The following is a 26,454-nucleotide window of genomic DNA, read 5'->3' on the forward strand; positions in this document are numbered from 1 at the left end:
GCTCCGCCTGAAAAGGTAAATTCCCATGGCCCTCACGACCATCGAGAGCAACAACAAGCTTGTTCGCTACACGCAGGAAATCAACAAGGAATATGTTCGCAAGAACATGTTCTCCACCTACATGTCGCCGGACCTGAATGCCATTATCCGCATTCGCCAGGAACTGAAGCAGGGCGGAGAGCAGGTCAATATCCCGCTCGTCACCAAGCTTCGCGGCGGCGGCACCGGCTCCGGTACTCTCGTCGGCAACGAAGAGAAGATCGACAACTACGGCATGCGCGTCTGGGTCGACTGGGCACGCCATGCGGTCGTCACCAAGAAGTCAGAGGAGCAGAAGGATTCTGCCGATATCTTCGGCGAGGCCAAGCCTCTGCTTTCGAACTGGGGCCGTGAGCGTCAACGCGACGATATCGTTGAGGCTTTCATGGCCCTCCCGTCCGAGTCGGCGCCCGTCGGCCTTGGCACGGATGCCGGCGACACCATCAACGGCATCCGCTACGAGCTTGCAACCACGGCCCAGAAGAACACCTGGAATGTGAGCAACTCCGACCGCATCCTCTATGGTGCCGCGATCGGCAACTACAACGCCACCCACGCCACGGCCCTGGCCAACGTGGACACGACCAACGACAAGCTGAACAAGGCCCTGGTGTCGCTGATGAAGCGGCAGGCAAAGCTGTCCGTCCCGGCGATCAACCCCTACATGTCCGACGATGGCTATGACGGCTACGTGATGTTCGTGGGCACCAATGCGTTCCGGGATCTGAAGCTCGACATGGCAACCATCAATTCGGATGCCAGACCGCGCGATGTCAGCGCCAATCCTCTGTTCCAGGACGGCGATCTGATCTGGGACAAGGTGATTGTCCGCGAGGTGCCGGAAATCTCGCAGTACGTCACCAGCGTCTGGACATCGCTCCTGACGGCCGGCAACAGCTCTTCGCGTGTGGAGCCTGTGTTCCTGTGCGGCCAGCAGGCGCTTGCGTTTGCATGGGCTCAGATGGCCAAGCCGACTTTCCGCAAGGAAGACGACTATGGCTTCATCAACGGCGTTGGCACGGAAATGGCCTACGGCGTTGCCAAGATGTTCAAGAAGCATCCGAACGATAGCGCGATCCTGAAGCAGTGGGGGGTCGTCACCGGCTTCGTTTCTGCGGCTGCCGACGCCTGATCCTGACCGGGAGGCGACTGGCTCGCCTCCCATTTCCCCCTCTCATCAAAGGAGGCCCGTCATGGCCCTCAATCGCAATGTCCCCGCGCGCAACGCGCTTTATCAGAACGTGCAGTTCCTTCGCAAGAAGATCACCTTCGGCAACTTCGGCACCACGGTTACGGTCGGCACGCTGCCGGCCTATGCCAACGTCATCGGCGGCGGCGTACATGTCACCACGGCGTTCAACAGCTCGGGCACCGATCTGCTTGATGTCGGCTTCATCGGATCCACAACCGATCCTGACGCCTACGCCACGCTGCTGACCCTGGCTGCTGTCGGCTTCATCCCGCTGGATGAACTCGGCACCACGACCAACATCATGCAGACGGTCGATACCACGGTCACCTGTGCCCCGGCTCAGTCCGTCGCCGACGCGACCGCAGGCGAAGCCTACGTCATCATCATGTACGTGATGGCCAACTGAACCCGTAGGCCTGCTCTGGCGGGCCTATTTCTCTCCCCAGACAAAGGAGGCCATCATGGCCACAGTCACTTACGTGCCCGCCCAAGGCGAGCCGCCGGAGACTTCCCAGTTCGGCTATCACTTCGCAAAGGGCCAGCCCGTCGAAGTGACGGAGCCCAAGCATCTGCGCAAGTTCGCTGGCAACCCGTTCTTTGATGTGGACGATGCCGACGATGAACTCGCCAAGGCGACCAAGGTCGAAGGTCTCGCCAAGGCGCGCGCTGCGAAAGCGGCGAAGAAGCAGCAGAAACTGTGATCCAAGGTCGCTCAGCACCATGAAAACACGTGAGCAACTCGTCAACAGGGCCCTTCAGAAGCTGAAGGTGCTTGCCGCAGGGCAGACACCATCAGCCGAAGACGCAAAGGTCGTGGATGACGATCTCGAGCCGGTGCTGAGCGACCTTTCCACTCGCAACATCTATCCCTACGGCGATCCTGACCAGATCGAGGATAACGCCTTTGTCCATCTGGCCGATATCCTGGCCAACTCCGTGGCTGCCGACTTCGGGCGAGATCAGAACGATACCGTGCGGCTCGCTGCTGAGGCCAGATTGCGCGAGTTGACCGCTCAGACGCTCTCCGGTCAGGCGCTTCAGGTCGATTATTTCTGATGGCGCAGATCGTCTTCCCGACCTCAACCGCCCCTTCTGTCAACCCGACAGAGAACGGTGGAAGGCTGATCAATTGCTATGCGGAAAAGACCCCGGATGGCGGCCGCAGCCAGGTCCTGTATCGTCGGGCGCCGGGTTGCGACTTCGCGTTTACCACCGGCACGGCTGACTGGCGCGGGCATCTTCTGGACGGAACGGTCCTTTACATCGCCAACGGCACGAAGGTCTACACCGTCACCAAGGCCGGCAGCACCTACACTGTAACCACGCTTGGCGGCACGCTTGGCGGTTCGGGCCGCGTGTTCATGGAACACAACATGCGCTCGCCAACGCACCAGATCCTCATCTGGACATCTGGTGGCATCTTTGAGGTTTCCGGCAGTTCGATCGTTGCGTTTTCCGATGCTGATCTACCTTCCACCAATTCGCTTTCCTATCAGGACGGATATTTCTTCCACACCACGGCGAGCGGGCAGAGCTACGCTTCCGACCTCAACGACACAGATGTAAATTCAGATAGCTTCGTCACGGCAGAATCGCAGGTTGACGGGCTGGTCAGGGGTATCCCGATCCGCCGCGACCAGGCGTTGATGGGCGACACCTCGACCGAGTTTTGGTCCAACGCCGGCAACGCGACCGGCTATCCATTCACGCGCGGTCCTGTCATCCCCTATGGGCTGTGGGGGCCTCATGCCATCGCAGGCTATGAACCCGGCTTCCCCGGTCCTGTGATCTTCGTTGCCAACGATGGCGTTGTCTACCGGCTCGATGGGTATTCGCCCACGCGGATTTCCACACCAAATCTGGACAGGCTGATAGCGGCCATAACGGACAAGACTACGCTTCGGGCCAGCGTCCATATTTGCGCCGGGCATTCCTTCTGGGTGCTGAAATGCGATGACTGGACATGGGTCTATGACCTATCGACCGCCGAATGGCATGAGCGCCAGACACTTGGCCGGAACAACTGGCGGATGGAGGGCGGCATCAACGCCTTCTCCGAATGGCTGGTCTTCGACGGGGCCGATGCATACCGGATGAACGAACGCTCGGTGATGGAAGCAGGCGAGCAACTGGTTTGGGAAATCTGGTCTACCCAGATGCACAATTTCCCTGCCAGGACCGCAGTTGACAAGGCGGCATTCGATTTTGTTCGCGGCGTTGGTCTTGACCGCGGCATTTCGCCTACCCAGACCACGCCGAAGGTCTCCATTTCATGGTCTAATAATGGCGGCGTCACCTTCGGCAACGCGCTGCTGCGGGATCTTGGAACGCAGGGACAACAGAACATCCGCTGCGAGGTCAACCGGACTGGCCTCACAGGTGATATCGGCCGGCAGTGGAAGCTGAAGATTGCAGACCCGGTTGAGGCCTCGCTCTTGGGCGGTTCGATGTTCGGCGAGGCGCGGTCGGCATGACGGTCGATAGCCCTCCGCCTCTGCTCGATGTCAATGCGAAGTGGTTTCAGCAGGACGGGCGGCCAACCCCGGAATTCTACCAGTATATGCGGGCGCTTGACCTCGTTGCGCGGGCAACCGTGACGGTTGTCAACATCCCAGAAACGCCACTGCCGGATGAAGTCTGGAACGAGTATTTCGAGGCGGCGGCTTCCGATGAGATCCTCGCCCTGACGACAGGAACGGGAAAAGTGACATTCCGCCTGCCATGGACGGTTACAGGGCAAAGCGTTCGCGCCTCGCTGGCGACGGCCCAAGCATCAGGCTCCATCTTCACGGTGGACATCAACAAGAACGGCACGTCGATCCTTTCAACGAAGCTGACCATCGACAACACGGAGAAAACCTCTCTGTCGGCGGCAACCGCAGCGGTCATTTCAGACGCGACATGGACGGACGATGACGAATTCACCGTCGATATCGATCAGATTGGCGACGGAACCGCCAAAGGCTTGAAAATCGCCCTGATCGGTCAGCGTCCACCGCCATGATGATCGTAGACCCGTACAGAGCGCGCGCATTGGCGCCGGTCACCGTCAGCTATGTCGGGTCTACCGCCGTTCTCTCGACCACCGACACGGAATCAATGCCGGGGGTTCCGATCGGGCCAGCAGCCGGCGACAGGACAGTTTTCCATATCGTCCATTGGTATAGCTCGGCAGTCGCGCCGCTTGCTTCCGCCACTATAGGCGGCGTTACGGCGAAGGTGCATGTAAGCAATGGTGCTACCGCTGCTGGGGCTGCTTTTCTGGGGTCGGCCATTGTATCGGCGCTCGTTCCGTCCGGCACGACCGCTACCGTTGTTCTGAACTTCGCCACTGGCGCGACATTCCACAATATAAATCTGGCAACCTATAGCGTTAGAGGCTTGGTGTCAGACACCGCAATAGACACCATTTCAGATAACCCGAATGCCGTTGCTTCATACGCCGGAGCCGTCGATGTCCAGCAGGACGGGCTCATGTTGTTCGGTGCGGTTTGCTACAGTTCCAACACTGGCTACACGATATCTGGGGCAACCCAGGATTACACTATCCAGATAGGCACGGGCAGCCCCGGCTTCTACAGCGCCGGGTCATCACTGGCGGCCAGTGCAACGCAAGCAAACCGCCCGGTCGGCATTACTCCTGTGGGCGGTTTCGCCTTCAGCGGCACTGTCGTGTCAGCCTCCTTCCGATAAGGAACTCTCCCATGTTCGGATCACTTCTAGGCGGCCTTCTGGGCGGCGTCGGCAGTCTATTCGGTGGCGATGCCACGAAGAAGGCAGCGCAGGCCAACCGCGACCAGATCAACAAATATCTTAGCCAGGGTACCGCTGCGATCGATACCGGTCAGCAGCAGGCTACAGGGTATCTGGGTGGTGTCGGCGATCTGTGGAAGAACCTCGCCAATGAAAGCGGCGGGCTCTCTGGTCTGAACCTCTACGGCGATGCGGTTGGGGCGAATGGTGCTGATGGTGCGGCCCGCGCATCAAGCGCCTTCCAGACCGACCCTGGCTACCAATTCCAGCAGCAGCAGGGCATCGACGCTCTGAACCGCAGCGCCGCAGCTCGGGGCCAATTGAACAGCGGGCAGACCGGCCTTGACACGCTGACATTTTCGCAGGGGCTTGCCAACAACTCCTATCAGCAGTGGTTGCAGAACCTGGGCGGCTTCAGCGGCCAACAGGGCAACATCTATACCGGCGCAACGACGGGCCAAGCCGGCGCGCTGACTGATCTGGCGAGCAACGCGACCAACGCGGCGCAGCAGAAGGTCGATCTGTTCGGCAACGCGACGAATGGGCTCATGGGCGCCAACAACCAGAAGGCGGCCGGCACTCAGCAGCAGTTGAGCGGGCTGAGCGGGCTCGGGCAGGGCCTCGGCTCTCTGTTTGGTGGGTATCTCTGATGGCAGCGATCAACTATCCATCGATCCCGAACTTCTATGACCCGGAAGCGGTCATGCAGGCGACCGATCGCGGCTATCAGTCGGGCAAGGACTGGCGCGACAACAAGAACGCGGAATCGGCCTTTGGCAAGTATCTGGAGGGGCTTTACGCGCAAGGCTCGCAGCAGGGCCAGCAAGGGGCGCCGCAGTCGCTCTCTGCTCTTGCGCCGCAGTTCGGGGCCTCCGCACCTGTCGGCACTGTCCAGCGCGCGCCCTTGGGCACGCCTGACCCGGCGACGGCTCGGGTTGACCAGGCATTTGCCGCGCAAGGCCAATCCAGCGCCAATTCTCTGAGCGGCAACCAGATCGCCGGACGGTTTCTCAAGACTGTGCGCGATGGCGGGCTGACAAATCCGTTTGGCTTAGCCGCCGTGGCATCGACCGGAAAGAACGAAAGCGGCTTCGACCCAAAGAACGCTGTCGGTACATGGTCAGATCCAAGCCAGTCCGGCCAAGCCGGTACCGCTGGCGGCATCATGTCCTGGCGCGGCGATCGGCTGACCAGGCTTCAGCAGTTCGCACAGCAGAACGGCGACAATCCGAACGCACCAAGCCCCGAGACGCAGGGCAAGTATCTGCTGGCGGAAGACCCGTCCCTGATCGCGAAGTTAAACGCCGCGCAATCGCCGGCCGAAGCTCAGCAGATCATGAATCAGGCTTGGAAATTCGCCGGCTATGACCAGCCCGGCGGCGAGGCTGGACAGCGCATTGCCGACGCACAGGCATATGCACCGCAGTTCGGGGGGAGGAATGCTCCTGCACCCTCCCAGCAGGCGCTTGAGGGCCTTGCGGTGGGCCAGTCTGCCCCGATGGGTATGCAACAGGCTCAGGCGGCCCCACAGGGCGCTCCGCAGCCTCAGCAAGCGGCATCGATCCTCCCGCCGCGTGAAGTCATGGCCGAACTGTTCAAGTCGCCCGGCACACGTCCGCTGGCCATCCAGCTTGTGCAGGCTGCACAGGGTTTGCAGATGGACCAGAACGACCCTGAAAAGCAGATCGCCTATCAGATCGCGGTCGAGAAGCTGAAGGCGTTGCGAGATCCCCAGTCCAAGCTCATCAATGCTGGCGGCGGGGCTATCTATGATCCGAACACGAAACAGTGGATCTCCGCTCCCGAAGGCACAGGCGCCGGCAAGGGCAAGTTCGGCAACAATGTAGTCTGGGGACAGGACGACGCCGGAAATTGGGTTGCGCTTCAGCCGTCGAGCGCTGGCGGGCTGGAGATGGCGAAGACGCCAGACGGCGTGAAACTTTCCCCTCCCGGCGCGTCAAACCTCAATCTTGGCACTTCCTACGGCGTTCGTGACCGCAACGGTCAAATCGTCAACCAAGTGCCGATCGACAATGCAGGCAAGGCTAGCGATACTTCATTCGGCAAAGGCCAAGGCGAGGCGCGCTCTACGCTCGCCAGCATGCAGAGCCAACTCCCGGGGTTGGAAACGGTCGTTGGCGAGCTGGATGCCATTGCGGACAGGGCAACCTATACCACAGCGGGCCAAGCGCTCGATATTGGGCGCAAGGAGCTCGGTCTATCTCCCCGCGATGCGGCAGTGGCCCGCACAGAATACATTTCGAAGGTCTCGAACCAAATCCTGCCGATGCTGCGCGACACGTTCGGCGCTCAGTTCACCGCGCGCGAGGGTGACACGCTCATGGCAACCATGGGCGATCCCGACAAGACCCCTGCCGAAAAGCAAGCCGTGCTTCGCTCCTTCATCGAGCAGAAGAAGCGCAACATCGAGGCGCTGGCATCTCAGACAGGGCAGGGCGCAGCGCCAAGTGGCGCTGGCCCTCAGCCGGGCACAGTCGAGGACGGTTACCGCTACAAGGGCGGCAATCCGAGCGACCCGAATAGCTGGGAGCCTGCGGAATAATGGCCGGACCTTGGGAAAAGTATCAGCAGCCGGCAGCCGCCCAACCCGGGCCTTGGGCAAAATACGCCCCTGAAGGCAACAGGCAATTCGGCTCTATCGAAGGCACGACGCCATCTGTCTTGGAGCGCGTTGGCAACGTCATGTTTGATGCAGGCAAGGCCATCGGCTTGCCGGTCGATCAGATGCGCCGTGATAACGCGTCTCTTGATGCGGGGGTGCGCGGCGCGGCTGATGCGGTGACGTTTGGCACGGCTGATGAAATCGCAGCAAAAGCAGGCGACCTCACGGGCATTGGTGGCCAGCAGGGCAACTATGAAGGCAACCTCAATCTTCAGCGAACCATAGATCGAAACGACGAGCAACAGCATCCGGCGGCTCGCCTGGCCGGGCAAATGGCCGGGGCTGTGGCGCTGCCAACCAAGGCGGCGGCAAGCGTACCCTTGGCAGTTGCGGAAGGAGCTATCGGAGGCGGTCTATATGGCTTCGGTAGTGGCGAAGGAGGCTTCGCTGACCGGATGGTGAATGCCGGCAAGGGCGCTCTTGTTGGTGGCCTTACGGGCGGCGCTGTTCGGTCGGGCGTCAATGCCTTGGAGTCCCGCGCGGCGTCGAAGGTCATTCCTTCGAATGACGACATCCGTAAGGCTGCTCAGGCGGCCTATAACAAGGCAGACGCGGCCGGGGTCATCGTCAAGCCGAGTGGCATGCAGCGGCTAGGTCAAGGCATCGTGCAGGATCTTTATGATTTCGGCTATGACCCCGCGTTGCAGCCCGGCATTGCAGCCGTGGTCAGCCGTCTTGGAAATCTGTCGGACAAGAACGTCACCTTGAAGGGTCTCGATGTTGTGCGGCGCGTTGCCGGGAACGCCGCCAAGATGCCCGGCAATCCGTCCCAGCAGGCCGCGGCGAGCAAGATCATTGATCGCATTGACGATTTCATTGAAACGTTGCCCGATGAGGACGTGCTTGCGGGCAATATCAAGCATGGTGCCGAAGCTCTTTCGGAGGCCCGCACCTTGTGGGGCAGGCTTCGCCGCTCTGAGATGGTTGACAGCGCGGCGACCAAGGCTGAACTGCGCGCCGCCTCTACGGGCTCTGGTGGGAATGTCGACAACGCGACCCGGCAGAACGTTCGCCGCCTTGTGGAAAACCCGCGCGGAATGTCGGAAAAGGAAAAGGAACTAGCCGAGGTCGTTGTGCGAGGCAGCAAGGGCCAAAACGCTCTCCGTTTGGCGGGCAAACTCTCCCCCCAAGGCAACGGTCTTATGACCGCCATGGGCGTCGGCGGCGCAATGGTCAATCCGGTTCTTGGCATTCCGGCCCTTGTTGGGACCGGCGCCAAGGTTCTGGCCGATCGGGCAACAATGCGCAACGTCGAGAAACTATCTCAGGTCATTCGTTCCGGGGGCAAAACCGGCGGTGATTTGGCCAAGCTTGCCCGGGGTGGAGATATGGACATTCCATCAGTGCAGAGGTTGGAGAAATTCGCTAAGCATATCGGCATCCCGGTTTCGCAGATGGCGGCGATGCTCAGGGAGCGTGCGGCGGTTACTGCAGAATAGTGTCCAGCCAAGCCGGAACGCTGTTGAAAGCGACCATGAGCGCGCCCAAGGCAAAAAACATTGGGGCCACGAGCGCAAAGAAATGAAACCTGGTGGCTTCGTTCGCGCGGCCTTGCTGCTCTAGCTTGGAATACGAAAACACACCCCAGACAAAGCAGACGGTCAGAAGGTTGGCACCCAATACGGCAGCTAGCACCTGCCAAAAGATCGTTTCGCTCATCTCCGGCATATAGCACTCAACATCGGTCTTTTGAAGATGCTGCCTAGGTCCAGAGGCCATAGTAGCAAAACAGAGACAAGCCGATAGCGCCGAAGGCAACACCCAGGCAATCGAGTAGCGTGAACTTGCGGATGTCAAGTTTCTCGCGGTCGTTGTCCTCGTAACCCATGGAATCCTCCTCCTAAAACTTGGCGTGCATAGCACACCCGGAAGCATAGCGCGAGAGCGCCGGGCCTCATTCCCCTTGGAGAAACAGCAAAATGGCAATCTTGTGGGACCCTGGTCTTGCGCCGTGGATCGATCCGACCGGCACGCCCTATTCGGGCCTCAAGGCATATTTCTACGATGCCGGCACACTGACGCCGCTGGTTACGTACACCGATGCAGGGCTGTCGATCCCGAACGATCATCCAGTTGTTGCGGATTCGGGCGGCGAGTTTCCGCCTGTCTTTCTCCCGGAACAGATCGATTACCACCTTCGCATCGAGACCGCTGACGGCTCAACTCTGCGGGACATCGACAACATCTCAGCCCCCACGACCGTTGTCCCTGACCCGCCCAGCGGCGGCACCGACGTTCAGTACCTGTTCAACACTGGCGACATCAAGACGGCCTGGCGTGCCACCGTGCCAACTGGCTTCGTCCGATGCAATGGGCGAACGGTCGGCAACGCTACTTCCGGCGCAACGGAGCGCGCCAACGCCGACACAAGCGCGCTGTTCCAATTCCTATGGACGGAAGATGCAAACTTGGCCGTCTCCGGCGGCCGCGGCGCTACGGCGGTTGGCGATTACGCTGCTTCCAAGACCATCGCGCTCCCCGACCTTCGTGGCCGCGCCCTGTTTGGTCTGGACGGGATGGGGGGCGCAGATGCGAACCGTGTTCTTGATGCCGACACGACCGGCGGCAATTCGAACGTTGTCGGAGCGGTCGGCGGCGAAAGCAAGCATACGCTGCTCACTGCAGAACTTCCGTCCCATGATCACGACCTGGGGACGCTGGCTGTCGGCTCGACTGGCAGCACCCACGGCCACGCTTATCGCACATCGCAAGGCGGTAGCGACTGGCTGAGCGGCAGTGGCGGTATAGTTCTTGGCGGCAACAGCCAGACGAACCGCGCCGCTTTCACGGGCACGCCGTCCAGCGCCATCACGGAGCAGATTGGCGGCGACGGCAGCCCCCACACGCACAATCTGACAGGCAAAGTGGCGACGGCCGGTTCTGGGACCGCACACAACAACATGCCGCCCTTCGCGCAAGTCCAGTTCTTCATCAAGCTTTGAGGCGACGATGTATCAGGTCAACACTTCCTCGCCCTCGGGGTCGGATTGGACGCTTCTTATCGAAGCTATCAATGCCGAAACCAACCAGCCGCTTTCCGAGCTTGACGAGACTGCATTGGTCGAAATGCAGCTTCAGGACAAAAGCAACTGCGTCCTGCTGAGCGCCACTACTGCTGATGGGTCTATCGAGATTCCGGAGGTCGGCAAGTGCCAGTGGCGTTTCACCTACACTCAGATGGGCGCGCTCTGCCCTGGCAACACCTACAGCTACGCCTGCCGGATGACGACTGCCGGGGGCACGGTCACGCTTATGACCGGCACTCACGCTTACATCGACGGTGAATTCGAATGGCGATAGTCCCCTCGATCCGCATTCGTGTTCAGACCGCTCCGAAGATCCGCATCCGGGTTGTCCCGGCGCTGATCCCGCTCAATGCAACTGTTGCGGTTGGCGATGTCGTCACGCTTCCAGCAGGAAGCCCGGCCACGGTTACCAATGTCGGCACGCCAAGCACCGTTGTGCTGGATTTTGAGATTCCTCAAGGCCTGCAAGGCTCCCCGGGTACGGACGGGGATGACGGCCTCCCCGGCGTCGTGCAAGCAGTGGCGGGGAGCACCTACATATCTGTTAATAGTGCCGACCCTGCCAACCCCATAGTTTCCGCGACTGGGCTACTGCCTCTCGCTGGCGGCACAATGACGGGCAAGCTGAACACGATCGCCACGGCAGCAGTCGCCGGGGCTGGATTGAACATCCCGCATGGTGTTGCGCCGACATCTCCGGTTGATGGGGATATGTGGTCCACGTCGGCATTCGGTATCTACGCTCGGGTCAATGGCGTCACCAAAGCTTTGGCATCTCTCGACAACGCTTCACAGTGGACGCTTGTCCAGACCTTCAAAACCAGTTCGACCACAGCCGCCTCCATCCGCATGCCCCACGGTGTAGCGCCGTCATCGCCGACCAATGGCGACATGTGGACGACTACTGCCGGCCTGTTCTACCGGATCAATGGCGCCACCATCACTCCATACGCCCCAGGCGGAACCGATGTCGCTATTGCAGACGGCGGCACGGGCGCATCCGCAGCCGATGCCGCCCGTCTGAACCTTGTCGTTCCAACCTATGTCGCCACACGAACCGCGATGAAGGCGCTTGACACCACCAAAGATACCGTTGCGATCCTGACCGAAGCGAACAGGCAGGGTCGGTTTAACTGGACCTCTGGAAATTTTTCGACCCAGGTCAGCGCCGACACGCTCGAGGGTGTTTATGTCAAGGCGACCGCGATCGCCTCGTCTTCCGGCGCCTGGGTGCGCTCCTATGAAGGGTCGGCCATGGCACGTTTTTGGGGCGCGACCGGCGACGGAACGACAGACGACGCCGCCGCGATCAATGCAGGGCTTACCGTCATCGGGCCGGTCTTGCTTGAAAACAAGGTATATGCGGTCGGGAGCACGATCAATACCACTGCTACCGGCAAGTCGCTGTTCGGCCCTCCCGGCCGTCCTGGTGGTGTGTTCAACGCGGCATCCGTCGCCGGTGCGGCTTTGAAGTGGATCGGCGCGCTTGGGGGCGACATGATCCACTTCGGAAGCGAGACCGCTGGCGTCGATATGTACGGCGGCGCGCTGCTCAATCTGCAACTAGATTGCAACGACCTCGCGAACTCGGGGATCGTGATGCGCGCCATCGACAATGCGCAAGTCGAGAACATCAAAATCCACAAGGTGCGCAACAACAGCCTGGTTGCCGGCCTGCGGCTGACATCGAACGCCAACGGCTTCACGCCGGTCAACTGCATCCACAACTGTTCGTTCCGCAACATCACCATTGCAACATCGGTTTCGGCGATGGGCATCTACAACGACAGCTTGGGTACGAGCGGCGGGCAGAACACGACTAATTGCACCTTTGATAATATTCATGTCACCCACACGAACGGGAACGCCTTTCAGCTTTCGTCGGTCGACACAAGCACGTTCACACGCTGCGCAACAAGCCGATTGACTGGTGGCACAGGCGCGGCGCTTTACCTCGACGGCAATGCCGTATCCAGCAAGACTGTCATGGGGTGCGTCTTCAATCTCTTCCACCCTTACGTAGCCAGCGGTACCCCGGCTATCTATGCCGATGGGCAGTATTCCAGGCAAAACAAGATGATTTTGACCGGCGTCGACACGTTCACGCTGCCGCAGATCATCAATAGCGCGGAACTTTTCTTCGAATATGTCGGCTCCGGCTACACCGGTTTGATCGCTTCGGAAGCGCCCTATAACCGCGTTCCTCCGCTGCAAATCGCCAACTATGCCGTCGCGGACAGCAAGACGCTTGATTGGTATGAGGAAGGGACTTTCGTACCGACTCTGACGCTGGGAGGCGCTGCCGTGGGCATGACGTTCACGAGCCAGAAAGGTGAATTTACCCGCCTGGGCGATGTGGTCACGTTCGCGATTGAGTTCACACTTAGCGCGAAAGGATCGTCAGTTGGTCAGATTCTTGTTGGGACGTTACCCTATGCCAAGAACGCCAACAACGGGGCGGCGGTTAACGTCTACGCGACGAATGTGACTGCCGGCGTTGGTGACACTGTGCTTTCTGCGATCATCAGTGCGAGCGGTACCACGATCAACCCGCGCAAGATGGTAACGGGCGCTATGACCATCATGACTGATGTCGATATCACCAATACGACGACCCTCCGCATCTCCGGCAGCTACAAGGTGTAGGCCTAACCGGCCCTAAACCAACTCGTCCTGCCGCTGGCAAGGTGCGTCACCCGTATCCACTCGCCATCGATAGGCTCCGGGCCATTCGGGGCTGTCACCGGTCCCCATACCTTGGCGGCTTCCAGATCGCTGCCCTGAGCCTCGGTGCGCTTCAGGGTGATGCCGTCTTTGACCAGTTCGACTGCAAATCTCATCGCAAAGGAATTCCCATGGACCTGAAGACGGGCGACACCCGGCTTATCATAGGCGCGTGCAGTGCGGATGGCCTTCTGCGAAACCAGACGGCGTACGTCCTGGCTACCGCCTACCATGAGACCGCTCACACCATGAAGCCGATCTATGAGCGCGGCGCTAGGGCCTATTTCAACAAATACGAGCCCGGCACCAAGATCGGCAAGACGCTCGGGAACGCTGTTAAAGGCGATGGCTACCTGTTCCGGGGTAGGGGATATGTCCAGCTTACGGGCCGAACCAACTATGCCCGGGCCGGACGCGAACTGGCAATCGACCTTCTTCGCCAACCAGACCTTGCGCTGCTCTCCTCGAATGCCGCGCAGATCATCGTCCTTGGCATGGTCGAAGGCTGGTTTACCGGCAAGAAACTGGCTGACTACATCACGTTGGCCAAGTCCGATTTCAAGAACGCTCGCCGGATTATCAACGGCACAGACGACGCGGACCTGATCGCCGGCTATGCCGTGCAGTACGACGCTCTGCTCATTGCTGATGGATATGGCGTTGCTGCGCCACAAGCAGCCCCACCAGCGCCCGCCAAGCCTATCCCGGCTCCGCAACCCGCGCCGGCTGCTGAGCGCGTCCCCCAGCCTCTACCGAAGCCACCCAGCAAGCTTGCGCCGGCCGCGACGGTTATCGCCATCATCGCCATGGCCCTGGCTGGCTTCTGGCATCACGTCACTTCATTCATCGGGAGCCTGTTACAATGAAATTCCTCAACACAAACGCACTGCACAACCTCATCAATATCCTGATCGTGGTCATCACGTCCGGTGCGCTCGTCGGCTTCGACTGGACTGCATTCGGGGTCAGCGACCATGCGGCGCTCCAGATCAGCGGCAGCCTGGCGCTGCTGAAGATCATCATCAACGCGGTTCGCGATGGTCCGGCCGGCATGGTCGCGCCACCGCCGCCGGCAGAGGAGAAGTAAGATGGATCACGCTATCACAGTTGGCGATGTCCTGCTGGCCATGGGCGTTGGGTTCGGCGTCGTGGCCGCTATAGCAGGCGTCTGGTTCGTCGGCGCAGTCAATGGATGGTGGATGACATGACCGCGCTCCTGGCCTGGTTCCTCAGCAATCCCACCGTCATCGCCATCGGAGCAGCAATCGTCACGGCCGGCGGCGCATGGATCCACGGCCGTCTTTCGGGCGCCAAAGCACAAGCCAACGCCGACAAGGCCAAGGAGGCCGATTCCTATGCGAAGCATATTCAGGATATCTCTGACGCTGCCAATGCTCGCCCTGCTGGCAGCTTGTCAGACGACAAAAACAACCGGGACCGGTAAGGAGGTGTGCCTCATCTGGACGCCAGCTACCTACTCGGCAAAAGGCGACACCTCAGCAACGATTGACGGCAACCGCGCGTTGAATGCGAGGCGCGATGCCTTCTGCAAGCAATAGCAGCGCATAAAAGGGCACCGGGGCATGAGCAGTGAGGATGAGGCAATGCTGTCGATCAGGGTGGACAAAAGGCCGATATCGCAAGCCCAACTAATAGGCTTCGTCGTGATCCTCATGGGGCAGGCGTTCGTCGGGGGCGGGCTGTATTACAAGTTCACCAGTGATATCGCCAACGCCGCCTCGAAGGCGGATCTTGCCACGCTGTCGGTGAAGGTCGACAGTGAATCGGCGGCTCGACAAGCCCGGTCTGTCCTCTCGGATCGAAACTTTGACGACATTCAGAATCAGCTAAAGCCTCTCGATACGGTCTCGCTTCGTCTAGACCAGAACGACAAGCGGGACGACGCACAGGATGCCCGCATTGACCGGATGCTGGAGCTGATAGGCGCCAAGCTCGATACGCTGACCCAGAACGTTGCGGACGTGAAGGCAGATGTCCGCGTCGTGGCCCAGGATGTCAAGAATTTGGGCGGAAAGACGCAGCCAACAAGCTTTCGACCCTGATCAAGGTGTGCGGACAAACAGAGCCACGAATCGCCCTAGGCAGCTATCCTGCCTAGCTCGAATGATGCATCGACCGTGCCAATAGAACGTGACCGTTGGCGGCGTGTCGACCGGCTGGAAGCTCGTTGGCGGGATCTTCATGCGGGAGTGTGTTAGTGCGGCCAACTGAATTGTTTCCTCGATGGGGGAGTCTCAACCCGCATTATATACCAGCCGCGCCCTACGTACAGTGCGCCCCTACGGCTTGATACTCGGTGCCGGCGGCTTCACCACCGACAACTGCAACCGCTCCACCGTGGCGACAATGGCCGCCGAGATCGCTTCCGCCTCGTCCATCAACTCTGGCCCGTAAAGCCCGTTGACCATCTCTTCGCTGGGCAGCACGCCCGGAGGGCAGTGTTCCTCGATGGTGCGGCGGATCAGCGTCAGGGCGGCCCGGCATTCGCTGGTTTCGCTCTTCATCTTCCCTGCTCCGTTCAAAGCTCTATATCCGAGACTATGAACGACGGACCCCTCTATGTTGTTTCAGTGCTGGAGCGTCTTGGAGACGGACGATTGGCATGGCGAGGTCTTTTATCCACCAGAGATGAGGAAGAAGCGAAAGCGCTACATGCTTCGCTTATAGCGGATGAGGATGTAAAGGCTCGGATTGAGGTGGTGGAGTAGGGAAGGCGGTGACCACGCGAGCGGGTGTCAAGGCCATGCTAGAACAGCATCGCCGCCGCAAGGATCATCGACCCGGCAGCGAATTGCGCAAGCCAGTAGTCCATTTTCACCATCCCATAAATCAGGCCCGCGCCGGCAACAGGGAAGACCGCGATCAAGGCAAAGTCATAGATTGATAGGGCCGTATCACTCATCGCGAGTGTACCACCAACAGCCAACGACAGTAACAGCGAACGCGGCAAGCGTTGCCCAGCCGAAAAAGGTGTCGAGGTCGCTCATTTGAGCGCTGCCAGAACCATGTTGTTCCAGATGTCGCGCGCTTCCTCGCCTTCGGAAACGAGCTGGCGATCCTGGTCTTCATAGCAAGCCCCGACAGTAAGCATGTGTTCTGTCGGGCCCAGCAGGGCCTGTAGGGCTGCCTGCGCTCGCTTCTCCCAATGCCGGGTATCAACCGGGGCAAGCCGATCGTACGGCTTATTGCGTGGCGTTGCGTGATAGATCGCCTTTGCGACCCTTTCGCTCATCTCAGACATTGCTTTCTCCATGGGAAACAGTAGCATTTTAGGTGGTGACGAGATAGAGAAAATCAACTCTCAACCCCTTGATTTGCAAGGCTTTGAGGGTGGTGCTGAAACCAGAAATCCGCCTCACCAAACCAGCTTAATCCCGTAATACAGCCCCATGAAGACAAGACCGATGGCGGCGAGATAGGGGAGATTGCGGAGCCTCTTTAGGGCTTCGCCATCGCCAGCATATTACGCAGGATTGTAGCGCAAGCATTGATCGTGTCGTCGTCCAAGGTCAGCCCCTGACTGTCGGCCTTTAGGCTTTCGATGCAATCGATGCAGAGATTGACAGTCTTGGTCTGCACGCCGCGCAACTCGGCCATGACCATTTCCTTCGGAAGATAGGTATGGCCACTGACCATAACCGATGCCGCCGCCTGCTCGCCCTTGGCTATCGCCAATGCTTCGCGGGCACCTTCAAGAAGCCTTTCGCCTGCTTTCGTCATCCTTCATCCCTCTCCTGGTGTGGCAAGGGCTGCGTCGATGAGCTTTGGCCATTCGACTTCGGCGAATTCGAAGGTCGTGATCTTGCGGATTTCGATGCCGGGTTCGCGAATAGTCCTCAATGCGGCCCGAGCATCTGCGCGATACTCGTCTTTATGCGCCTTTGGCCGATTGCCCCATGGGTAGCAGCCGGGACCGTTGCGCGCTTCGTAAAGCGATTTTGCAATTCTCTCGATCGTCCCGCTCATGTTTCGTTCCTCTCAGGGGTTAGGCTGGCACGTCGCCGGTGTAGATCATGACCGGCGGATGGCCTGTGCCGCAAACGCGAAGGATGATCGGCGCGCCGGCATTGAGCGCGGCCAATTCTTCCGGCGTCGGTAGCCATGCAGTTTCCATGGCTGGCGTCTCTGGGCCGGTCACAGTATCGTTGATGACGATATCGCGCAGCGGCAGGCCATAGTAGCCTTGGGAGCGGCCTATGACGCGGGTGCAGCCTTGGATGCGACCAATCTCCATCTCACTCTCCCGGCGCGCGGATTTGCCAGTCGGTGCGGTTCTTGATCACGGTCGGCGACGGCGCGTCATAATGCGAAATGGTCGAGACCATCAGGCGCCCGGTCAGCAGAAGCCGGAACCGATCCGTCCAGTGAAAGTGCAGCCGCGTGTCGGTGCGCGTCCATCCCTGCAAGGTGTCAACATCTTCCGGGTCTTCCCCGAGGTGATAGCGAAAGCCGAGCGCCCTCCAGAAGCGTTCGCCAAGTGTCGGCGTGTGGATGTACCCGTAGCTCATAGTTTCGTTGTTCATAGCGCTCTCCTAGTTCAGCAAATCAAGGCCGAGAACCTTGCGCATCTCGGGCGATAGTTGGCTTGCGGCGGCTTGGCCGGACGGGCTGCGAGCCCATTCGTCGCTTTCTTCCGCCGTCGCGTCGAACTCGCCAATAGCTACTCGGCCGGCGAATTTGTTGAACCCAGCCGCCATCAACTCGGTATAGAGTTGGGTGATCGGGCAGGCATAGGTATCTGCATAGTCATCGAACTCGCCAGTTTCGGCGCGCTTCGCGAATGCCTCATATTTGGCCGCTTTCTCAGCCGACGCGATGGCGGCCACTTTCCGGAGTTCGATCGCTAGGCGGTCCTTCGTCTTCATGGCCTTCTCCTCAGTGAACATTGGTCGAACGGCGTTACACATCGGTATCCGCGCGGGGGTCTGGAATGGGGTTGCGTTGCACAAAAAACCCAATTATTTCATCTGCGCAGGAATTCCGGGCGAGGCCTCCAATGCCCGGGCCCCCGCGCGGCAGCGCAGGGGCCTGAAGTTCCTGACACAATGGACCGCGGTTCTGGCGCGGCAAGCGGATTGGTTGGGACATGAGCGCTGATTTTTCCGAACTACGCGTCAAGATGGTCGACGGCCAGGTCCGCACCACCGATGTGACCAGCGCGCCGCTGCTCGATGCAATGCTTGTCGTCCCAAGAGAGATGTTTGTCGGCGCCGCCCAGCGCGATCTCGCCTATATCGACGAGGACATCCGCATTGCCGCCGGTGCGGACGGCGCGCGCTACCTGATGGAAGCATCGCCGTTGGCCAAGCTTATCCAGCTGGCCGAGATCAACCCGACCGATTCGGCGCTCGATGTCGGCTGCGGGACAGGCTACGCCTCGGCCATCCTGTCACGGCTGGCCGGGTCCGTGGTGGCGCTCGAAAGCGATTCGGCGCTGGCGGAAGCCGCCAGATCGACGCTTTCGTCGCTTGGCTGCGGCAATGTGACCGTCGTCCAGGGGGCGTTGCCGCAGGGGCATGCCGCCAAGGCGCCCTATGACGTCATCTTTATCGGCGGCAGCGTTGCGGAAGTGCCGGTGGCGCTGCTGGACCAGCTCGCCGAAGGCGGCCGCCTTGTCGCCGTCGAAGGGCAGGGCAATTCCGGCGTGGCTCGTCTCTTTTTCAAGGCCGGGGGGGTTGTAACCGGAAGACGTGCATTTAATGCGGCAATTAAGCCACTACCGGGGTTTGAACGCATTCGTGCTTTCGAATTCTGAATGATTTGGCCTTGCAGGAGAGGCTTTGTCATGGTCGCTTGCATTTGAACGATCGCTGCTGATCCCAGACTGGGGGCACTTTGGGGTGAGCAGCAGGGAACATCGAACACGCGGCGCCGGCTGATCAATGAGAGAAGCAGGCGCGGCGCGGTTCCCATGGAAAACGAATGAGGGTTTAACCGTGCCGTCTTTACGCAAGTCACTTCTCACCGCCGTCCTCGTTTCGGCGACAATGCTGTCCCCACTGGCCGCTTCGGCCGAAAGCATCTCCGGCGCGCTTGCAAAGGCCTACCAGTACAATTCCACGCTGAACGCATCCCGTGCCGGCGTTCGTGTCACCGATGAGGGCGTCGCCATCGCCAAGTCGGGCTACCGCCCGGTTGTCACCGGCTCGGCGGATATCGATTATTCGAGCAGCCATCTCAACGGCACCAATTCAAGCGTGCGGCTGACCACCGGCAATTTTGGCGTCCAGATCAATCAGACGCTGTTCGACGGCTTTCAGACCAGGAACAATGTCGCTGCCGCCGAAGCGCAGGTCCGCGCTTCCGTCGAAAGCCTGCGCAACACCGAAGAGGGCATCCTGTTCAGCGCGGCGCAAGCGTATATGAACGTGATTCGCGACCGGCAGGTCGCCGTGCTGACTGAGCAGAACCTGCAGTTCCTGACTGAAACGGCGCGCGCGGCGCGTTCGCGCTTCGAGGTTGGCGAAGGCACACGCACCGATGTCGCCCAGGCCGACGCTTCGCGCGCCGCCGCGGTGGCGTCGCTGAGTGCTGCCCGGGCGCAGGCGCTGGCAAGTGCGGCGATCTATCGCCAGATCGTCGGCGACGAGCCGGGCAAGCTCAAGGGCGCTTCGCCAGTGGCAAAGCTGTTGCCGTCGAGCCTCGCCGCTGCCGTCGGGGTGGCCGCGAACGAGCATCCGGCTATCCTTGCGACCCAGCATCTGGTCGACGCCGCCGCGTTTTCGGTGAAGTCGGCCGAAGGCGCGCTGTTGCCGCAGCTGTCGGCTTCCGCCGGCGTTTCGAGCGCCTATCGCAACACCTCGCCTTTGCCGGGCGTCGGTTCACAGGATGGCACGACCAATTCGGCCAGTGTCGGGGCAACGCTGACCATCCCGATCTATTCGGGCGGCCGCACCTCGGCGATCGTGCGCCAGGACAAGGAATCGCTCAGCCAGGCCCGCATCCAGGTCGACGTCAGCCGCGACCAGGTGCGCCAGGCCGTCACCGCCGCCTGGACCGAGTACACCGCCGCGCAGCAGCAGCTGGCGGCCAACAGGCAGGTGATCGAGGCCGCGAAGCTGGCACTGAACGGCGTCATCGAAGAGCGCAATGTCGGCCAGCGCACCACGCTCGACGTCCTTAACGCGCAGGCGACGGTCATCACCGCCCAGATCAACCAGGCTGGTTACGAACATGATGTGGTGGTGGCGAGCTACGCCATCCTGCAGGCGACCGGCCGTCTGTCCGTCGACCGCCTTGGCTTGCAGGTAGCGAAATACAAGCCTGAAGAGCATTACAACGCGGTCAAGGACAAGTGGTACGGCCTGCGCACGCCGGACGGCCGCTGAGACATTCGGCCAGGACGGTGTTCCTCGTTTGAGCAGGATCTTTCGCACTGCGGCTCTCGGGTTCGGATCGCGCTAATCTGTTGAAATCCCACAAGTCCCCAGATTGGGGATTCTCGTGCGGCGATCCGTCGGTTACGCTGTCGCCATGATTCGTTCGGGCTCTGCCGGAGCGAAAAACCCAACAGGGGTCACAAGGGCGGCGGATGTGACGATGGCAACGGCAAGCAGCGCACAGCGCGAACCTTCCATGGAAGAGATACTGGCTTCCATCAGGCGGATCATCGAGGACAGCGATGGCGGCCGCAAGCAGCCGGGCGACGCCGATGAGCTGAGCCAGGATCTGGAGCGCGCGTCGAGCGCCTATGCGGCCCCCGACGTGGAAGCGTTCCGTGCCGACCTGCATGCCGCCCCCGAGGTCAGGACGCCGGTCACGCTGGCGGAAGTCCAGGCACAGTTGCCGGCGGCCGAGCCGGTGGTCGCTCGCATGGAAACGCCGGTGCGCCCCGATCCCAGCCCGGCAAAGCCATCGATGACACTTGCCGAGGTCAGCGCCCGCGTTGCAGCCGAGCCGGCTGCGGTCGACGCACCAGCACCGCGTCCTGTCCCTGCCGCCGACGTCGCCGACTGGCGGCGCGAGATCGCCGCGGTTGGCGAGCAGGCTAGGGCGGCGGTGTCGGACAGGGGCGAGGCCCGCAAGGCGGTTGCCCAGCCGCCGGTGGACAATCTCAGGGACGAGCCGGCCCCGGAACCGGTCGTCGAGCCGTCTCGTCCGGATGCAAGCGTGGTGCGGCCGGTGGCGGCCAGCGACGCGCCGCGTCCGGCGATCGTTTCCGAGCATACCGGCCGGCAGGTCGCGGCTGCCTTTGGCGAGCTTTCCGATGCGTTTGCCAGCCGCAGCAAGAAGACATTCGACGAGATGGCCGAAGAGATGCTGCGGCCGATGCTGCAGGATTGGCTCGACAACAATCTGCCGACACTGGTCGAAAGGCTGGTGCGCGAGGAGATAGAGCGCGTGGCGCGCGGGGCGCAGTAGTTCCCCATGCCGATTGCCCAGAGGAAACGGCGCCTTCGTGGCGCCGTTTGTTTTGGTGAAGTCAGTTTGTTGGCAGGACGACGGATCGCTTTCCGTTGAAATGACCAAGGCCGCGCCTATCTGCTTGTGAGGATCCGAGACAGCCCTTGCGGTTGACTTGGCCAAAACCTTCCGATTTACACCGGACCAGCAAAACTCCCGACAGCGCGGACCATTTTCCCATGCTTGAAAAGACCTACGACGCCAAAACCGTCGAGCCGAAGATCGCCAAAGTCTGGGAAGAGGCCGACGCGTTTCGCGCCGGTGCCGGGGCCGAGGAGGGGGCGGAGGCCTTCACCATCGTCATCCCGCCGCCGAACGTTACCGGCTCGCTGCATATGGGCCACGCGCTCAACAACACGCTGCAGGACATATTGGTGCGCTTCGAGCGCATGCGCGGCAAGAACGTCCTGTGGCAGCCGGGCATGGACCATGCCGGCATCGCCACGCAGATGGTGGTCGAGCGGCAGCTGATGGAAAAGCAGATCCATCGCCGCGACCTGACCCGCGAACAGTTCATCGAGAAAGTGTGGGAGTGGAAGGCCGAGTCCGGCGGCGCGATCTTCAATCAGCTGAAGCGGCTCGGCGCCTCGGCCGACTGGTCACGCGAACGCTTCACCATGGACGAAGGCCTGTCCAAGGCCGTGCTCGAAGTGTTCGTCACGCTCTACAAGGAAGGGCTGATCTACAAGGACAAGCGCCTTGTGAACTGGGACCCCAAGCTGCTCACCGCGATCTCCGATCTCGAGGTCGAGCAGCAGGAGGTCAATGGCAATCTCTGGCACTTCCGCTATCCCATCGAGGGCGAAACCTTCGACCCGGAAAACCCGAAAACCTTCATCACCGTGGCGACGACGCGCCCGGAGACGATGCTGGGCGATACGGCCGTCGCCGTGCATCCCGACGACGAGCGCTTCCGGCATCTGGTCGGCAAGAACATCGTCCTGCCCATCGTCGGCCGCAGGATTCCCGTGGTGGCGGATGAGTATTCCGATCCGGAAAAGGGTTCGGGCGCGGTCAAGATCACGCCCGCGCACGATTTCAACGACTTCGAGGTCGGCAAGCGCCACAAGCTGCCGGCGATCAATATCCTGACCACGGAGGCCGCGGTAAGCCTCAGGGATAATGAGGATTTCCTCGCCGATCTCGAGGTGACGCCGGAGCGCCAGGCGGTCTGGGATGAACTCGAAGGCCTCGATCGCTTCGTCGCGCGCAAGAAGATCGTCGAACTGATGGAAGAGGGCGGCTTCCTCGAAAAGGTCGAACCGCATCGCCACGCCGTGCCGCATGGCGATCGCGGGGGCGTGCCGATCGAGCCGTTCCTGACCGAGCAATGGTATGCCAATGCGGCGGAACTGGCCAAGCCGGCAATCGCTTCGGTGCGCGAAGGACGCACGAACTTCGTGCCGAAGAACTGGGAAAAGACCTATTTCGACTGGATGGAGAACATCCAGCCCTGGTGCATCTCGCGCCAGCTCTGGTGGGGCCATCAGATTCCGGCCTGGTACGGGCCGGACGGGCGCGTCTTCGTCGAGAAGACCGAGGAAGAGGCGCTGAGCGCCGCGATCGAATTCTATCTGGCGCTGGAAGGCCCATGGAAGGCCTGGGTCGAGGACAAGCTGGAGAACTTCAAGCCGGGCGAGATCCTGACCCGTGACGAGGACGTGCTGGACACCTGGTTCTCTTCGGCGCTGTGGCCGTTCTCGACGCTGGGTTGGCCCGATGAGACGCCGGAGCTGAAGACCTACTACCAGACCGACGTGCTGGTGACCGGTTTCGACATCATCTTCTTCTGGGTCGCCCGCATGATGATGATGGGCCTGCACTTCATGGATGAGGAGCCGTTCCACACCGTCTATGTGCATGCGCTGGTGCGTGACAAGAACGGGCAGAAGATGTCGAAGTCGAAAGGCAACGTCATCGATCCGCTCGACCTGATCGATGAATATGGCGCCGATGCACTGCGCTTCACCCTGACGGTGATGGCGGCGCAGGGCCGCGACGTGAAACTCGACCCGGCGCGCATCGCCGGCTATCGCAATTTCGGCACCAAGCTGTGGAACGCCACGCGCTTCGCCGAAATGAACGAGGTCGCGCGCAACGACGATTTCTGGCTGAACGATGCCAAGCTGGCGGTCAACCGCTGGATCCTGACCGAACTGACGCGCGCTGCGCGCGAGATCACCGACGGCATCACCTCATACCGCTTCAACGAGGCGGCGGGTGCCGCCTACCGCTTCGTCTGGAACCTGTTCTGCGACTGGTACCTGGAACTGCTGAAGCCGGTGTTCATGGGCACCGACGAGGCGGCCAAGGCCGAAAGCCGAGCCTGCGTCGCCTTCGTGCTCGACGAGATCTACAAGCTGCTGCATCCGATGATGCCGTTCATGACCGAGGAACTGTGGGCGCAGACCGCTGGCGAAGGCAAGCAACGCCCCTCGCTGCTGTGCCATGCCGCGTGGCCCTCGCCGGACTTCGAAGACGCCGAGGCTGCAGCCGACATCAATTGGCTGGTCGACCTCGTCTCCGGCATCCGCTCGGTGCGCTCGGAGATGAACGTGCCGCCGGCAGCCATTGCACCGCTCGTCGTGGTCGGCGCCAACGCTGTGACACGCGAACGGCTTGTCCGCGAAGAATCGGCGATCAAGCGACTGGCGCGGGTCGGTGACATCTCGCTTGCCGATGTCGCGCCCAAGGGGTCGGCGCAGATCGTGCTCAACGAGGCGACGATCTGCCTGCCGCTTGGCAGCCTGATCGACCTCGCCGCCGAGGCTGCACGGCTGCAGAAGGAACTGGCCAAGGTGACCGAGGAGATCGCGCGCCTGCACAAGAAGCTGTCGAACGAAAGGTTCGTCGCCAGCGCGCCGGCCGACATCGTCGATGCCGAGCGCGAAAAGCTCGCTGAATACCGCGATGCGCAGGACAAGCTGTCGGTCGCGTTGGCCAGGGTTCGCGACGCCGGCTGAGGGTAGATTCGCGAGATTTTAGCCCTCTCTAAAGTGCTGGGTTTTCCGCCTCGAAAATCAGCATTCCGTTGCGTTAATATTGACGTAAACGGAAGTTTTAGCCCCATTGTTGCCATAATGTAACAATGGGGCTCCCGGACCGCAAAAAACGCTGTTTTCGAACCTTTCTGGATGGGTTTCCTCTGTTTTTTGGAAGCGGATCCGCCATCACGGACCGTTTTTCGGCCTTGCCGCATCCGGTTGCGTTTCTCGAAAATGCGCCTGGCGAATGTGTACATGTACGCTCTTGAATTCGTTGTTGCACCGTTAACCTGAATTGGTTCTAGCTTGATGCACTCGAATTCGGGGAGGACATTTCATGACTATTCTGCGACTGAAAGCGCTGCTTGGGGCGGGCTGCTTTTCGCTGGCTTTGATCGGGACGGCGATGAATCCGGCACATGCCGGCGGCCTGGAGCGTGCTGGCTACGATATCGACCTGTTGTTCGATCCGGCTCCGTTCGCCACGGAAGCTGAAGCGACCTATGTCATGCCGGATCGCAAGTACAAGAATGCAACTGGACCAGCCGGCTTTAATTTCCTCAATTCCACGGCCGATGGCGCCGAGGGCTATTGGGTTCCGCGCATCGGAGCCAAGGTCCAGGTTGTGCAGGGCGTCGACTGCATGGTTGACTATTCACAGCCATGGGGCGCCCACACAGCCCCCGGGGCGTCGTGGAACGGCGCGTTTTCCAACGTCGAAACGGATATCAAGAGCAACAACTACGCCGGCACCTGCTCCTACAAGTTCGATGTCGGCAAGGGCCAGCTCCGTTTTATCGGCGGCCTGTTCTACCAGGAAATTTCAGGCTTCAAGGAAAGCTTGGTGGGTTTCAATCCATTTGGGCCGTCACCGATCGGCCGCGTCGACCTGGAGGCCAACGGCTGGGGTTGGCGAGCCGGCGTCGCCTACGAAATCCCCGACATCGCGTTGCGCGCGAGCCTCGTCTACAATTCGAAAGTCAAGCTCGACAATATCTCGGGAACGCTCGATCTCACCAGTATCGGCGGGCAAATTATACCGATCTTCGGTGCGACGGAGTACATGCCGGACTCGGTGGAGTTGAAACTTCAGTCAGGCGTCGCGCCCGGCTGGCTCGCTTTCGGCTCGATCAAATGGGTCAACTGGAGCTTGCTGCAAAGCGTCCCGATCTGCCCAGTGGGCTTTCCGGCATCGTCATGCGTCACGGGTTCTCCGGTTGCTGTGACTTCGCTCGACCTGATGTACCGCGATGGCTGGACCGTTTCAGGTGGTGTCGGCCACAAGTTCAACGATCAGTGGAGTGCCGCTGGCCAGCTTTCCTGGGATCGTGGTACGTCGCATGGCTATGGTGCACAGACCGATACCTGGACGCTGGGTGGCGGCGTTGCCTATACGCCCACGCCGAATATCGAGGTTCGTCTGGCAGGGGCGGTCGGTGTGCTGACCAGCGGCCATTCGGGGGAGTTGGCGGGTGAGAACGGCTATGTCGCAGGCGCGGATGGCAGCTACGATTTTGGCAACGATCTGGTCACGGCATTTTCCGGCGGTATCAAGATCAAGTTCTAAGCGACTGAAAATTCTAAAAAAAGGCCGGGCAAATACCCGGCCTTTTTCATTTGGACGGGCCT

Annotated in this window: 33 protein-coding genes; 22 read left to right on the forward strand and 11 right to left on the reverse strand. The window is 60.7% G+C overall.

Features of this window, described 5'->3' with window-relative positions; translation table 11 throughout:
* The first annotated feature begins 25 nt into the window (after positions 1-25).
* The 10 genes from MESCI2_RS1000000136345 to MESCI2_RS01000000135770 all read left to right on the forward strand — a co-directional run bounded on the left by MESCI2_RS1000000136345 (position 26) and on the right by MESCI2_RS01000000135770 (position 9,106).
* Positions 26-1,171, forward strand: coding sequence for a DUF4043 family protein (locus MESCI2_RS1000000136345; RefSeq protein ID WP_050596701.1), 1,146 nt, complete (start codon positions 26-28; stop codon positions 1,169-1,171).
* 61 nt (positions 1,172-1,232) lie between these two features.
* Positions 1,233-1,637 (forward strand): hypothetical protein, encoded by a 405-nt coding sequence (locus MESCI2_RS0126510; RefSeq protein WP_027039113.1) that lies wholly within the window; start codon positions 1,233-1,235, stop codon positions 1,635-1,637.
* Between the two features lie 55 nt (positions 1,638-1,692).
* On the forward strand, positions 1,693-1,932 hold the full coding sequence (locus MESCI2_RS0126515) for a hypothetical protein (RefSeq protein ID WP_027039114.1): 240 nt from the start codon (positions 1,693-1,695) through the stop codon (positions 1,930-1,932).
* A gap of 19 nt (positions 1,933-1,951) precedes the next feature.
* The gene (locus MESCI2_RS0126520; protein WP_027039115.1) at positions 1,952-2,287 is read left to right on the forward strand and encodes a hypothetical protein; all 336 of its coding nucleotides are present in this window, start codon (positions 1,952-1,954) and stop codon (positions 2,285-2,287) included.
* Positions 2,287-3,705: a hypothetical protein gene (locus MESCI2_RS0126525; protein WP_027039116.1), complete on the forward strand. Its 1,419-nt coding sequence runs from the start codon at positions 2,287-2,289 to the stop codon at positions 3,703-3,705. Before MESCI2_RS0126520 ends, MESCI2_RS0126525 begins: the two co-directional genes overlap by 1 nt.
* Positions 3,702-4,235: a hypothetical protein gene (locus tag MESCI2_RS1000000136350; protein ID WP_050596702.1), complete on the forward strand. Its 534-nt coding sequence runs from the start codon at positions 3,702-3,704 to the stop codon at positions 4,233-4,235. Before MESCI2_RS0126525 ends, MESCI2_RS1000000136350 begins: the two co-directional genes overlap by 4 nt.
* A complete protein-coding gene (locus MESCI2_RS0126535) occupies positions 4,232-4,924 on the forward strand; it encodes a hypothetical protein (protein ID WP_027039117.1) in 693 nt (230 codons plus the stop codon). The genes MESCI2_RS1000000136350 and MESCI2_RS0126535 overlap by 4 nt, the downstream gene beginning before the upstream one ends.
* An 11-nt stretch (positions 4,925-4,935) precedes the next feature.
* Complete coding sequence (locus tag MESCI2_RS0126540) at positions 4,936-5,634, forward strand: hypothetical protein (protein ID WP_027039118.1); 699 nt, start codon at positions 4,936-4,938, stop codon at positions 5,632-5,634.
* Positions 5,634-7,547, forward strand: coding sequence for a phage tail tip lysozyme (locus MESCI2_RS1000000136355; protein ID WP_050596703.1), 1,914 nt, complete (start codon positions 5,634-5,636; stop codon positions 7,545-7,547). Before MESCI2_RS0126540 ends, MESCI2_RS1000000136355 begins: the two co-directional genes overlap by 1 nt.
* On the forward strand, positions 7,547-9,106 hold the full coding sequence (locus MESCI2_RS01000000135770; RefSeq protein ID WP_050596704.1) for a hypothetical protein: 1,560 nt from the start codon (positions 7,547-7,549) through the stop codon (positions 9,104-9,106). Before MESCI2_RS1000000136355 ends, MESCI2_RS01000000135770 begins: the two co-directional genes overlap by 1 nt.
* Here the strand turns inward: MESCI2_RS01000000135770 and MESCI2_RS0126555 are convergent.
* Positions 9,093-9,335 (reverse strand): hypothetical protein, encoded by a 243-nt coding sequence (locus tag MESCI2_RS0126555; protein WP_027039119.1) that lies wholly within the window; start codon positions 9,333-9,335, stop codon positions 9,093-9,095. The genes MESCI2_RS01000000135770 and MESCI2_RS0126555 overlap by 14 nt on opposite strands.
* 34 nt (positions 9,336-9,369) lie before the next feature.
* Positions 9,370-9,495, reverse strand: coding sequence for a hypothetical protein (locus MESCI2_RS1000000139185; RefSeq protein ID WP_276325631.1), 126 nt, complete (start codon positions 9,493-9,495; stop codon positions 9,370-9,372).
* 91 nt (positions 9,496-9,586) lie between these two features.
* Between MESCI2_RS1000000139185 and MESCI2_RS0126565 the strand changes: the two genes are divergently transcribed.
* From MESCI2_RS0126565 to MESCI2_RS0126575, 3 genes are read left to right on the forward strand one after another with little or no spacing between them, the layout of a single operon-like run.
* Positions 9,587-10,609, forward strand: coding sequence for a hypothetical protein (locus tag MESCI2_RS0126565; protein ID WP_027039120.1), 1,023 nt, complete (start codon positions 9,587-9,589; stop codon positions 10,607-10,609).
* 7 nt (positions 10,610-10,616) lie between these two features.
* On the forward strand, positions 10,617-10,967 hold the full coding sequence (locus tag MESCI2_RS0126570) for a hypothetical protein (RefSeq protein WP_027039121.1): 351 nt from the start codon (positions 10,617-10,619) through the stop codon (positions 10,965-10,967).
* Positions 10,958-13,339, forward strand: coding sequence for a hypothetical protein (locus tag MESCI2_RS0126575; protein WP_155936688.1), 2,382 nt, complete (start codon positions 10,958-10,960; stop codon positions 13,337-13,339). Before MESCI2_RS0126570 ends, MESCI2_RS0126575 begins: the two co-directional genes overlap by 10 nt.
* A 2-nt stretch (positions 13,340-13,341) precedes the next feature.
* Here MESCI2_RS0126575 and MESCI2_RS01000000135775 read toward each other — a convergent pair whose 3' ends face one another.
* The gene (locus MESCI2_RS01000000135775; RefSeq protein WP_032901391.1) at positions 13,342-13,533 is read right to left on the reverse strand and encodes a hypothetical protein; all 192 of its coding nucleotides are present in this window, start codon (positions 13,531-13,533) and stop codon (positions 13,342-13,344) included.
* Positions 13,534-13,548: 15 nt separating this feature from the next.
* On the opposite strand from MESCI2_RS01000000135775, the gene MESCI2_RS1000000136360 reads away from it, so the two are divergent.
* The 4 genes from MESCI2_RS1000000136360 to MESCI2_RS0126595 all read left to right on the forward strand — a co-directional run bounded on the left by MESCI2_RS1000000136360 (position 13,549) and on the right by MESCI2_RS0126595 (position 15,480).
* On the forward strand, positions 13,549-14,283 hold the full coding sequence (locus tag MESCI2_RS1000000136360) for a hypothetical protein (RefSeq protein ID WP_050596705.1): 735 nt from the start codon (positions 13,549-13,551) through the stop codon (positions 14,281-14,283).
* A complete protein-coding gene (locus tag MESCI2_RS0126585) occupies positions 14,280-14,504 on the forward strand; it encodes a hypothetical protein (protein WP_027039123.1) in 225 nt (74 codons plus the stop codon). Before MESCI2_RS1000000136360 ends, MESCI2_RS0126585 begins: the two co-directional genes overlap by 4 nt.
* A 117-nt stretch (positions 14,505-14,621) precedes the next feature.
* Positions 14,622-14,861, forward strand: a complete 240-nt coding sequence (locus tag MESCI2_RS01000000135785) for a hypothetical protein (protein WP_027039124.1) — start codon at positions 14,622-14,624, stop codon at positions 14,859-14,861.
* A 139-nt stretch (positions 14,862-15,000) separates the two neighbouring features.
* Complete coding sequence (locus MESCI2_RS0126595) at positions 15,001-15,480, forward strand: hypothetical protein (protein ID WP_027039125.1); 480 nt, start codon at positions 15,001-15,003, stop codon at positions 15,478-15,480.
* Between the two features lie 237 nt (positions 15,481-15,717).
* On the opposite strand, the gene MESCI2_RS0126600 is transcribed toward MESCI2_RS0126595, so the two are convergent.
* The 8 genes from MESCI2_RS0126600 to MESCI2_RS0126635 all read right to left on the reverse strand — a co-directional run bounded on the left by MESCI2_RS0126600 (position 15,718) and on the right by MESCI2_RS0126635 (position 18,303).
* Entirely contained in the window at positions 15,718-15,942 is a 225-nt protein-coding gene (locus MESCI2_RS0126600) for a hypothetical protein (RefSeq protein ID WP_027039126.1), read from the reverse strand.
* Positions 15,943-16,184: 242 nt separating this feature from the next.
* The gene (locus MESCI2_RS1000000138225; protein ID WP_155936689.1) at positions 16,185-16,388 is read right to left on the reverse strand and encodes a hypothetical protein; all 204 of its coding nucleotides are present in this window, start codon (positions 16,386-16,388) and stop codon (positions 16,185-16,187) included.
* Positions 16,389-16,421: 33 nt separating this feature from the next.
* Positions 16,422-16,679 carry a hypothetical protein gene (locus MESCI2_RS0126610; protein ID WP_155936690.1) on the reverse strand — a complete coding sequence of 86 codons (258 nt, stop codon included), beginning with the start codon at positions 16,677-16,679 and terminating at the stop codon, positions 16,422-16,424.
* 197 nt (positions 16,680-16,876) lie between these two features.
* Complete coding sequence (locus tag MESCI2_RS0126615) at positions 16,877-17,158, reverse strand: hypothetical protein (RefSeq protein ID WP_027039128.1); 282 nt, start codon at positions 17,156-17,158, stop codon at positions 16,877-16,879.
* Between the two features lie 3 nt (positions 17,159-17,161).
* On the reverse strand, positions 17,162-17,404 hold the full coding sequence (locus MESCI2_RS1000000138230; RefSeq protein WP_155936691.1) for a hypothetical protein: 243 nt from the start codon (positions 17,402-17,404) through the stop codon (positions 17,162-17,164).
* Positions 17,405-17,423: 19 nt separating this feature from the next.
* Complete coding sequence (locus tag MESCI2_RS0126625) at positions 17,424-17,672, reverse strand: hypothetical protein (protein ID WP_027039129.1); 249 nt, start codon at positions 17,670-17,672, stop codon at positions 17,424-17,426.
* 1 nt (position 17,673) lies between these two features.
* Complete coding sequence (locus MESCI2_RS0126630; RefSeq protein WP_027039130.1) at positions 17,674-17,961, reverse strand: hypothetical protein; 288 nt, start codon at positions 17,959-17,961, stop codon at positions 17,674-17,676.
* Between the two features lie 9 nt (positions 17,962-17,970).
* The gene (locus tag MESCI2_RS0126635) at positions 17,971-18,303 is read right to left on the reverse strand and encodes a hypothetical protein (RefSeq protein WP_155936692.1); all 333 of its coding nucleotides are present in this window, start codon (positions 18,301-18,303) and stop codon (positions 17,971-17,973) included.
* A gap of 221 nt (positions 18,304-18,524) precedes the next feature.
* Here MESCI2_RS0126635 and MESCI2_RS0126640 point away from each other — a divergent pair, with 221 nt between their 5' ends.
* The 5 genes from MESCI2_RS0126640 to MESCI2_RS0126660 all read left to right on the forward strand — a co-directional run bounded on the left by MESCI2_RS0126640 (position 18,525) and on the right by MESCI2_RS0126660 (position 26,392).
* Positions 18,525-19,193 carry a protein-L-isoaspartate O-methyltransferase family protein gene (locus MESCI2_RS0126640; RefSeq protein ID WP_027039132.1) on the forward strand — a complete coding sequence of 223 codons (669 nt, stop codon included), beginning with the start codon at positions 18,525-18,527 and terminating at the stop codon, positions 19,191-19,193.
* Positions 19,194-19,374: 181 nt separating this feature from the next.
* On the forward strand, positions 19,375-20,766 hold the full coding sequence (locus MESCI2_RS0126645) for a TolC family outer membrane protein (protein ID WP_027039133.1): 1,392 nt from the start codon (positions 19,375-19,377) through the stop codon (positions 20,764-20,766).
* A 211-nt stretch (positions 20,767-20,977) separates the two neighbouring features.
* Positions 20,978-21,799, forward strand: coding sequence for a PopZ family protein (locus MESCI2_RS0126650; protein WP_027039134.1), 822 nt, complete (start codon positions 20,978-20,980; stop codon positions 21,797-21,799).
* 221 nt (positions 21,800-22,020) lie between these two features.
* The gene (locus tag MESCI2_RS0126655) at positions 22,021-24,804 is read left to right on the forward strand and encodes a valine--tRNA ligase (RefSeq protein ID WP_027039135.1); all 2,784 of its coding nucleotides are present in this window, start codon (positions 22,021-22,023) and stop codon (positions 24,802-24,804) included.
* Between the two features lie 358 nt (positions 24,805-25,162).
* Complete coding sequence (locus MESCI2_RS0126660; protein WP_027039136.1) at positions 25,163-26,392, forward strand: OmpP1/FadL family transporter; 1,230 nt, start codon at positions 25,163-25,165, stop codon at positions 26,390-26,392.
* The last annotated feature ends 62 nt before the right edge of the window (positions 26,393-26,454 follow it).

The organism is Mesorhizobium ciceri WSM4083 (assembly GCF_000519305.1).
Classification (GTDB): Bacteria; Pseudomonadota; Alphaproteobacteria; order Rhizobiales; family Rhizobiaceae; genus Mesorhizobium; species Mesorhizobium ciceri_B.

Coding starts and splice junctions, on each gene's coding strand:
- MESCI2_RS01000000135775 (WP_032901391.1), bottom strand. CDS start 13,533: ATGAGATTTGCAGTCGAACTGGTCAAAGACGGCATCACCCTGAAGCGC.
- MESCI2_RS1000000136345 (WP_050596701.1), top strand. CDS start 26: ATGGCCCTCACGACCATCGAGAGCAACAACAAGCTTGTTCGCTACACG.
- MESCI2_RS0126585 (WP_027039123.1), top strand. CDS start 14,280: ATGAAATTCCTCAACACAAACGCACTGCACAACCTCATCAATATCCTG.
- MESCI2_RS01000000135785 (WP_027039124.1), top strand. CDS start 14,622: ATGACCGCGCTCCTGGCCTGGTTCCTCAGCAATCCCACCGTCATCGCC.
- MESCI2_RS0126640 (WP_027039132.1), top strand. CDS start 18,525: ATGAGCGCTGATTTTTCCGAACTACGCGTCAAGATGGTCGACGGCCAG.
- MESCI2_RS0126565 (WP_027039120.1), top strand. CDS start 9,587: ATGGCAATCTTGTGGGACCCTGGTCTTGCGCCGTGGATCGATCCGACC.
- MESCI2_RS0126660 (WP_027039136.1), top strand. CDS start 25,163: ATGACTATTCTGCGACTGAAAGCGCTGCTTGGGGCGGGCTGCTTTTCG.
- MESCI2_RS01000000135770 (WP_050596704.1), top strand. CDS start 7,547: ATGGCCGGACCTTGGGAAAAGTATCAGCAGCCGGCAGCCGCCCAACCC.
- MESCI2_RS0126520 (WP_027039115.1), top strand. CDS start 1,952: ATGAAAACACGTGAGCAACTCGTCAACAGGGCCCTTCAGAAGCTGAAG.
- MESCI2_RS0126510 (WP_027039113.1), top strand. CDS start 1,233: ATGGCCCTCAATCGCAATGTCCCCGCGCGCAACGCGCTTTATCAGAAC.
- MESCI2_RS1000000139185 (WP_276325631.1), bottom strand. CDS start 9,495: ATGGGTTACGAGGACAACGACCGCGAGAAACTTGACATCCGCAAGTTC.
- MESCI2_RS0126570 (WP_027039121.1), top strand. CDS start 10,617: ATGTATCAGGTCAACACTTCCTCGCCCTCGGGGTCGGATTGGACGCTT.
- MESCI2_RS0126525 (WP_027039116.1), top strand. CDS start 2,287: ATGGCGCAGATCGTCTTCCCGACCTCAACCGCCCCTTCTGTCAACCCG.
- MESCI2_RS0126600 (WP_027039126.1), bottom strand. CDS start 15,942: ATGAAGAGCGAAACCAGCGAATGCCGGGCCGCCCTGACGCTGATCCGC.
- MESCI2_RS1000000138230 (WP_155936691.1), bottom strand. CDS start 17,404: ATGAGCGGGACGATCGAGAGAATTGCAAAATCGCTTTACGAAGCGCGC.
- MESCI2_RS0126615 (WP_027039128.1), bottom strand. CDS start 17,158: ATGACGAAAGCAGGCGAAAGGCTTCTTGAAGGTGCCCGCGAAGCATTG.
- MESCI2_RS0126555 (WP_027039119.1), bottom strand. CDS start 9,335: ATGCCGGAGATGAGCGAAACGATCTTTTGGCAGGTGCTAGCTGCCGTA.
- MESCI2_RS0126540 (WP_027039118.1), top strand. CDS start 4,936: ATGTTCGGATCACTTCTAGGCGGCCTTCTGGGCGGCGTCGGCAGTCTA.
- MESCI2_RS1000000136350 (WP_050596702.1), top strand. CDS start 3,702: ATGACGGTCGATAGCCCTCCGCCTCTGCTCGATGTCAATGCGAAGTGG.
- MESCI2_RS0126535 (WP_027039117.1), top strand. CDS start 4,232: ATGATGATCGTAGACCCGTACAGAGCGCGCGCATTGGCGCCGGTCACC.
- MESCI2_RS1000000136360 (WP_050596705.1), top strand. CDS start 13,549: ATGGACCTGAAGACGGGCGACACCCGGCTTATCATAGGCGCGTGCAGT.
- MESCI2_RS0126625 (WP_027039129.1), bottom strand. CDS start 17,672: ATGGAGATTGGTCGCATCCAAGGCTGCACCCGCGTCATAGGCCGCTCC.
- MESCI2_RS0126635 (WP_155936692.1), bottom strand. CDS start 18,303: ATGAAGACGAAGGACCGCCTAGCGATCGAACTCCGGAAAGTGGCCGCC.
- MESCI2_RS0126595 (WP_027039125.1), top strand. CDS start 15,001: ATGAGCAGTGAGGATGAGGCAATGCTGTCGATCAGGGTGGACAAAAGG.
- MESCI2_RS0126515 (WP_027039114.1), top strand. CDS start 1,693: ATGGCCACAGTCACTTACGTGCCCGCCCAAGGCGAGCCGCCGGAGACT.
- MESCI2_RS0126575 (WP_155936688.1), top strand. CDS start 10,958: ATGGCGATAGTCCCCTCGATCCGCATTCGTGTTCAGACCGCTCCGAAG.
- MESCI2_RS0126655 (WP_027039135.1), top strand. CDS start 22,021: ATGCTTGAAAAGACCTACGACGCCAAAACCGTCGAGCCGAAGATCGCC.
- MESCI2_RS0126650 (WP_027039134.1), top strand. CDS start 20,978: ATGGCAACGGCAAGCAGCGCACAGCGCGAACCTTCCATGGAAGAGATA.
- MESCI2_RS1000000136355 (WP_050596703.1), top strand. CDS start 5,634: ATGGCAGCGATCAACTATCCATCGATCCCGAACTTCTATGACCCGGAA.
- MESCI2_RS0126630 (WP_027039130.1), bottom strand. CDS start 17,961: ATGAACAACGAAACTATGAGCTACGGGTACATCCACACGCCGACACTT.
- MESCI2_RS0126610 (WP_155936690.1), bottom strand. CDS start 16,679: ATGTCTGAGATGAGCGAAAGGGTCGCAAAGGCGATCTATCACGCAACG.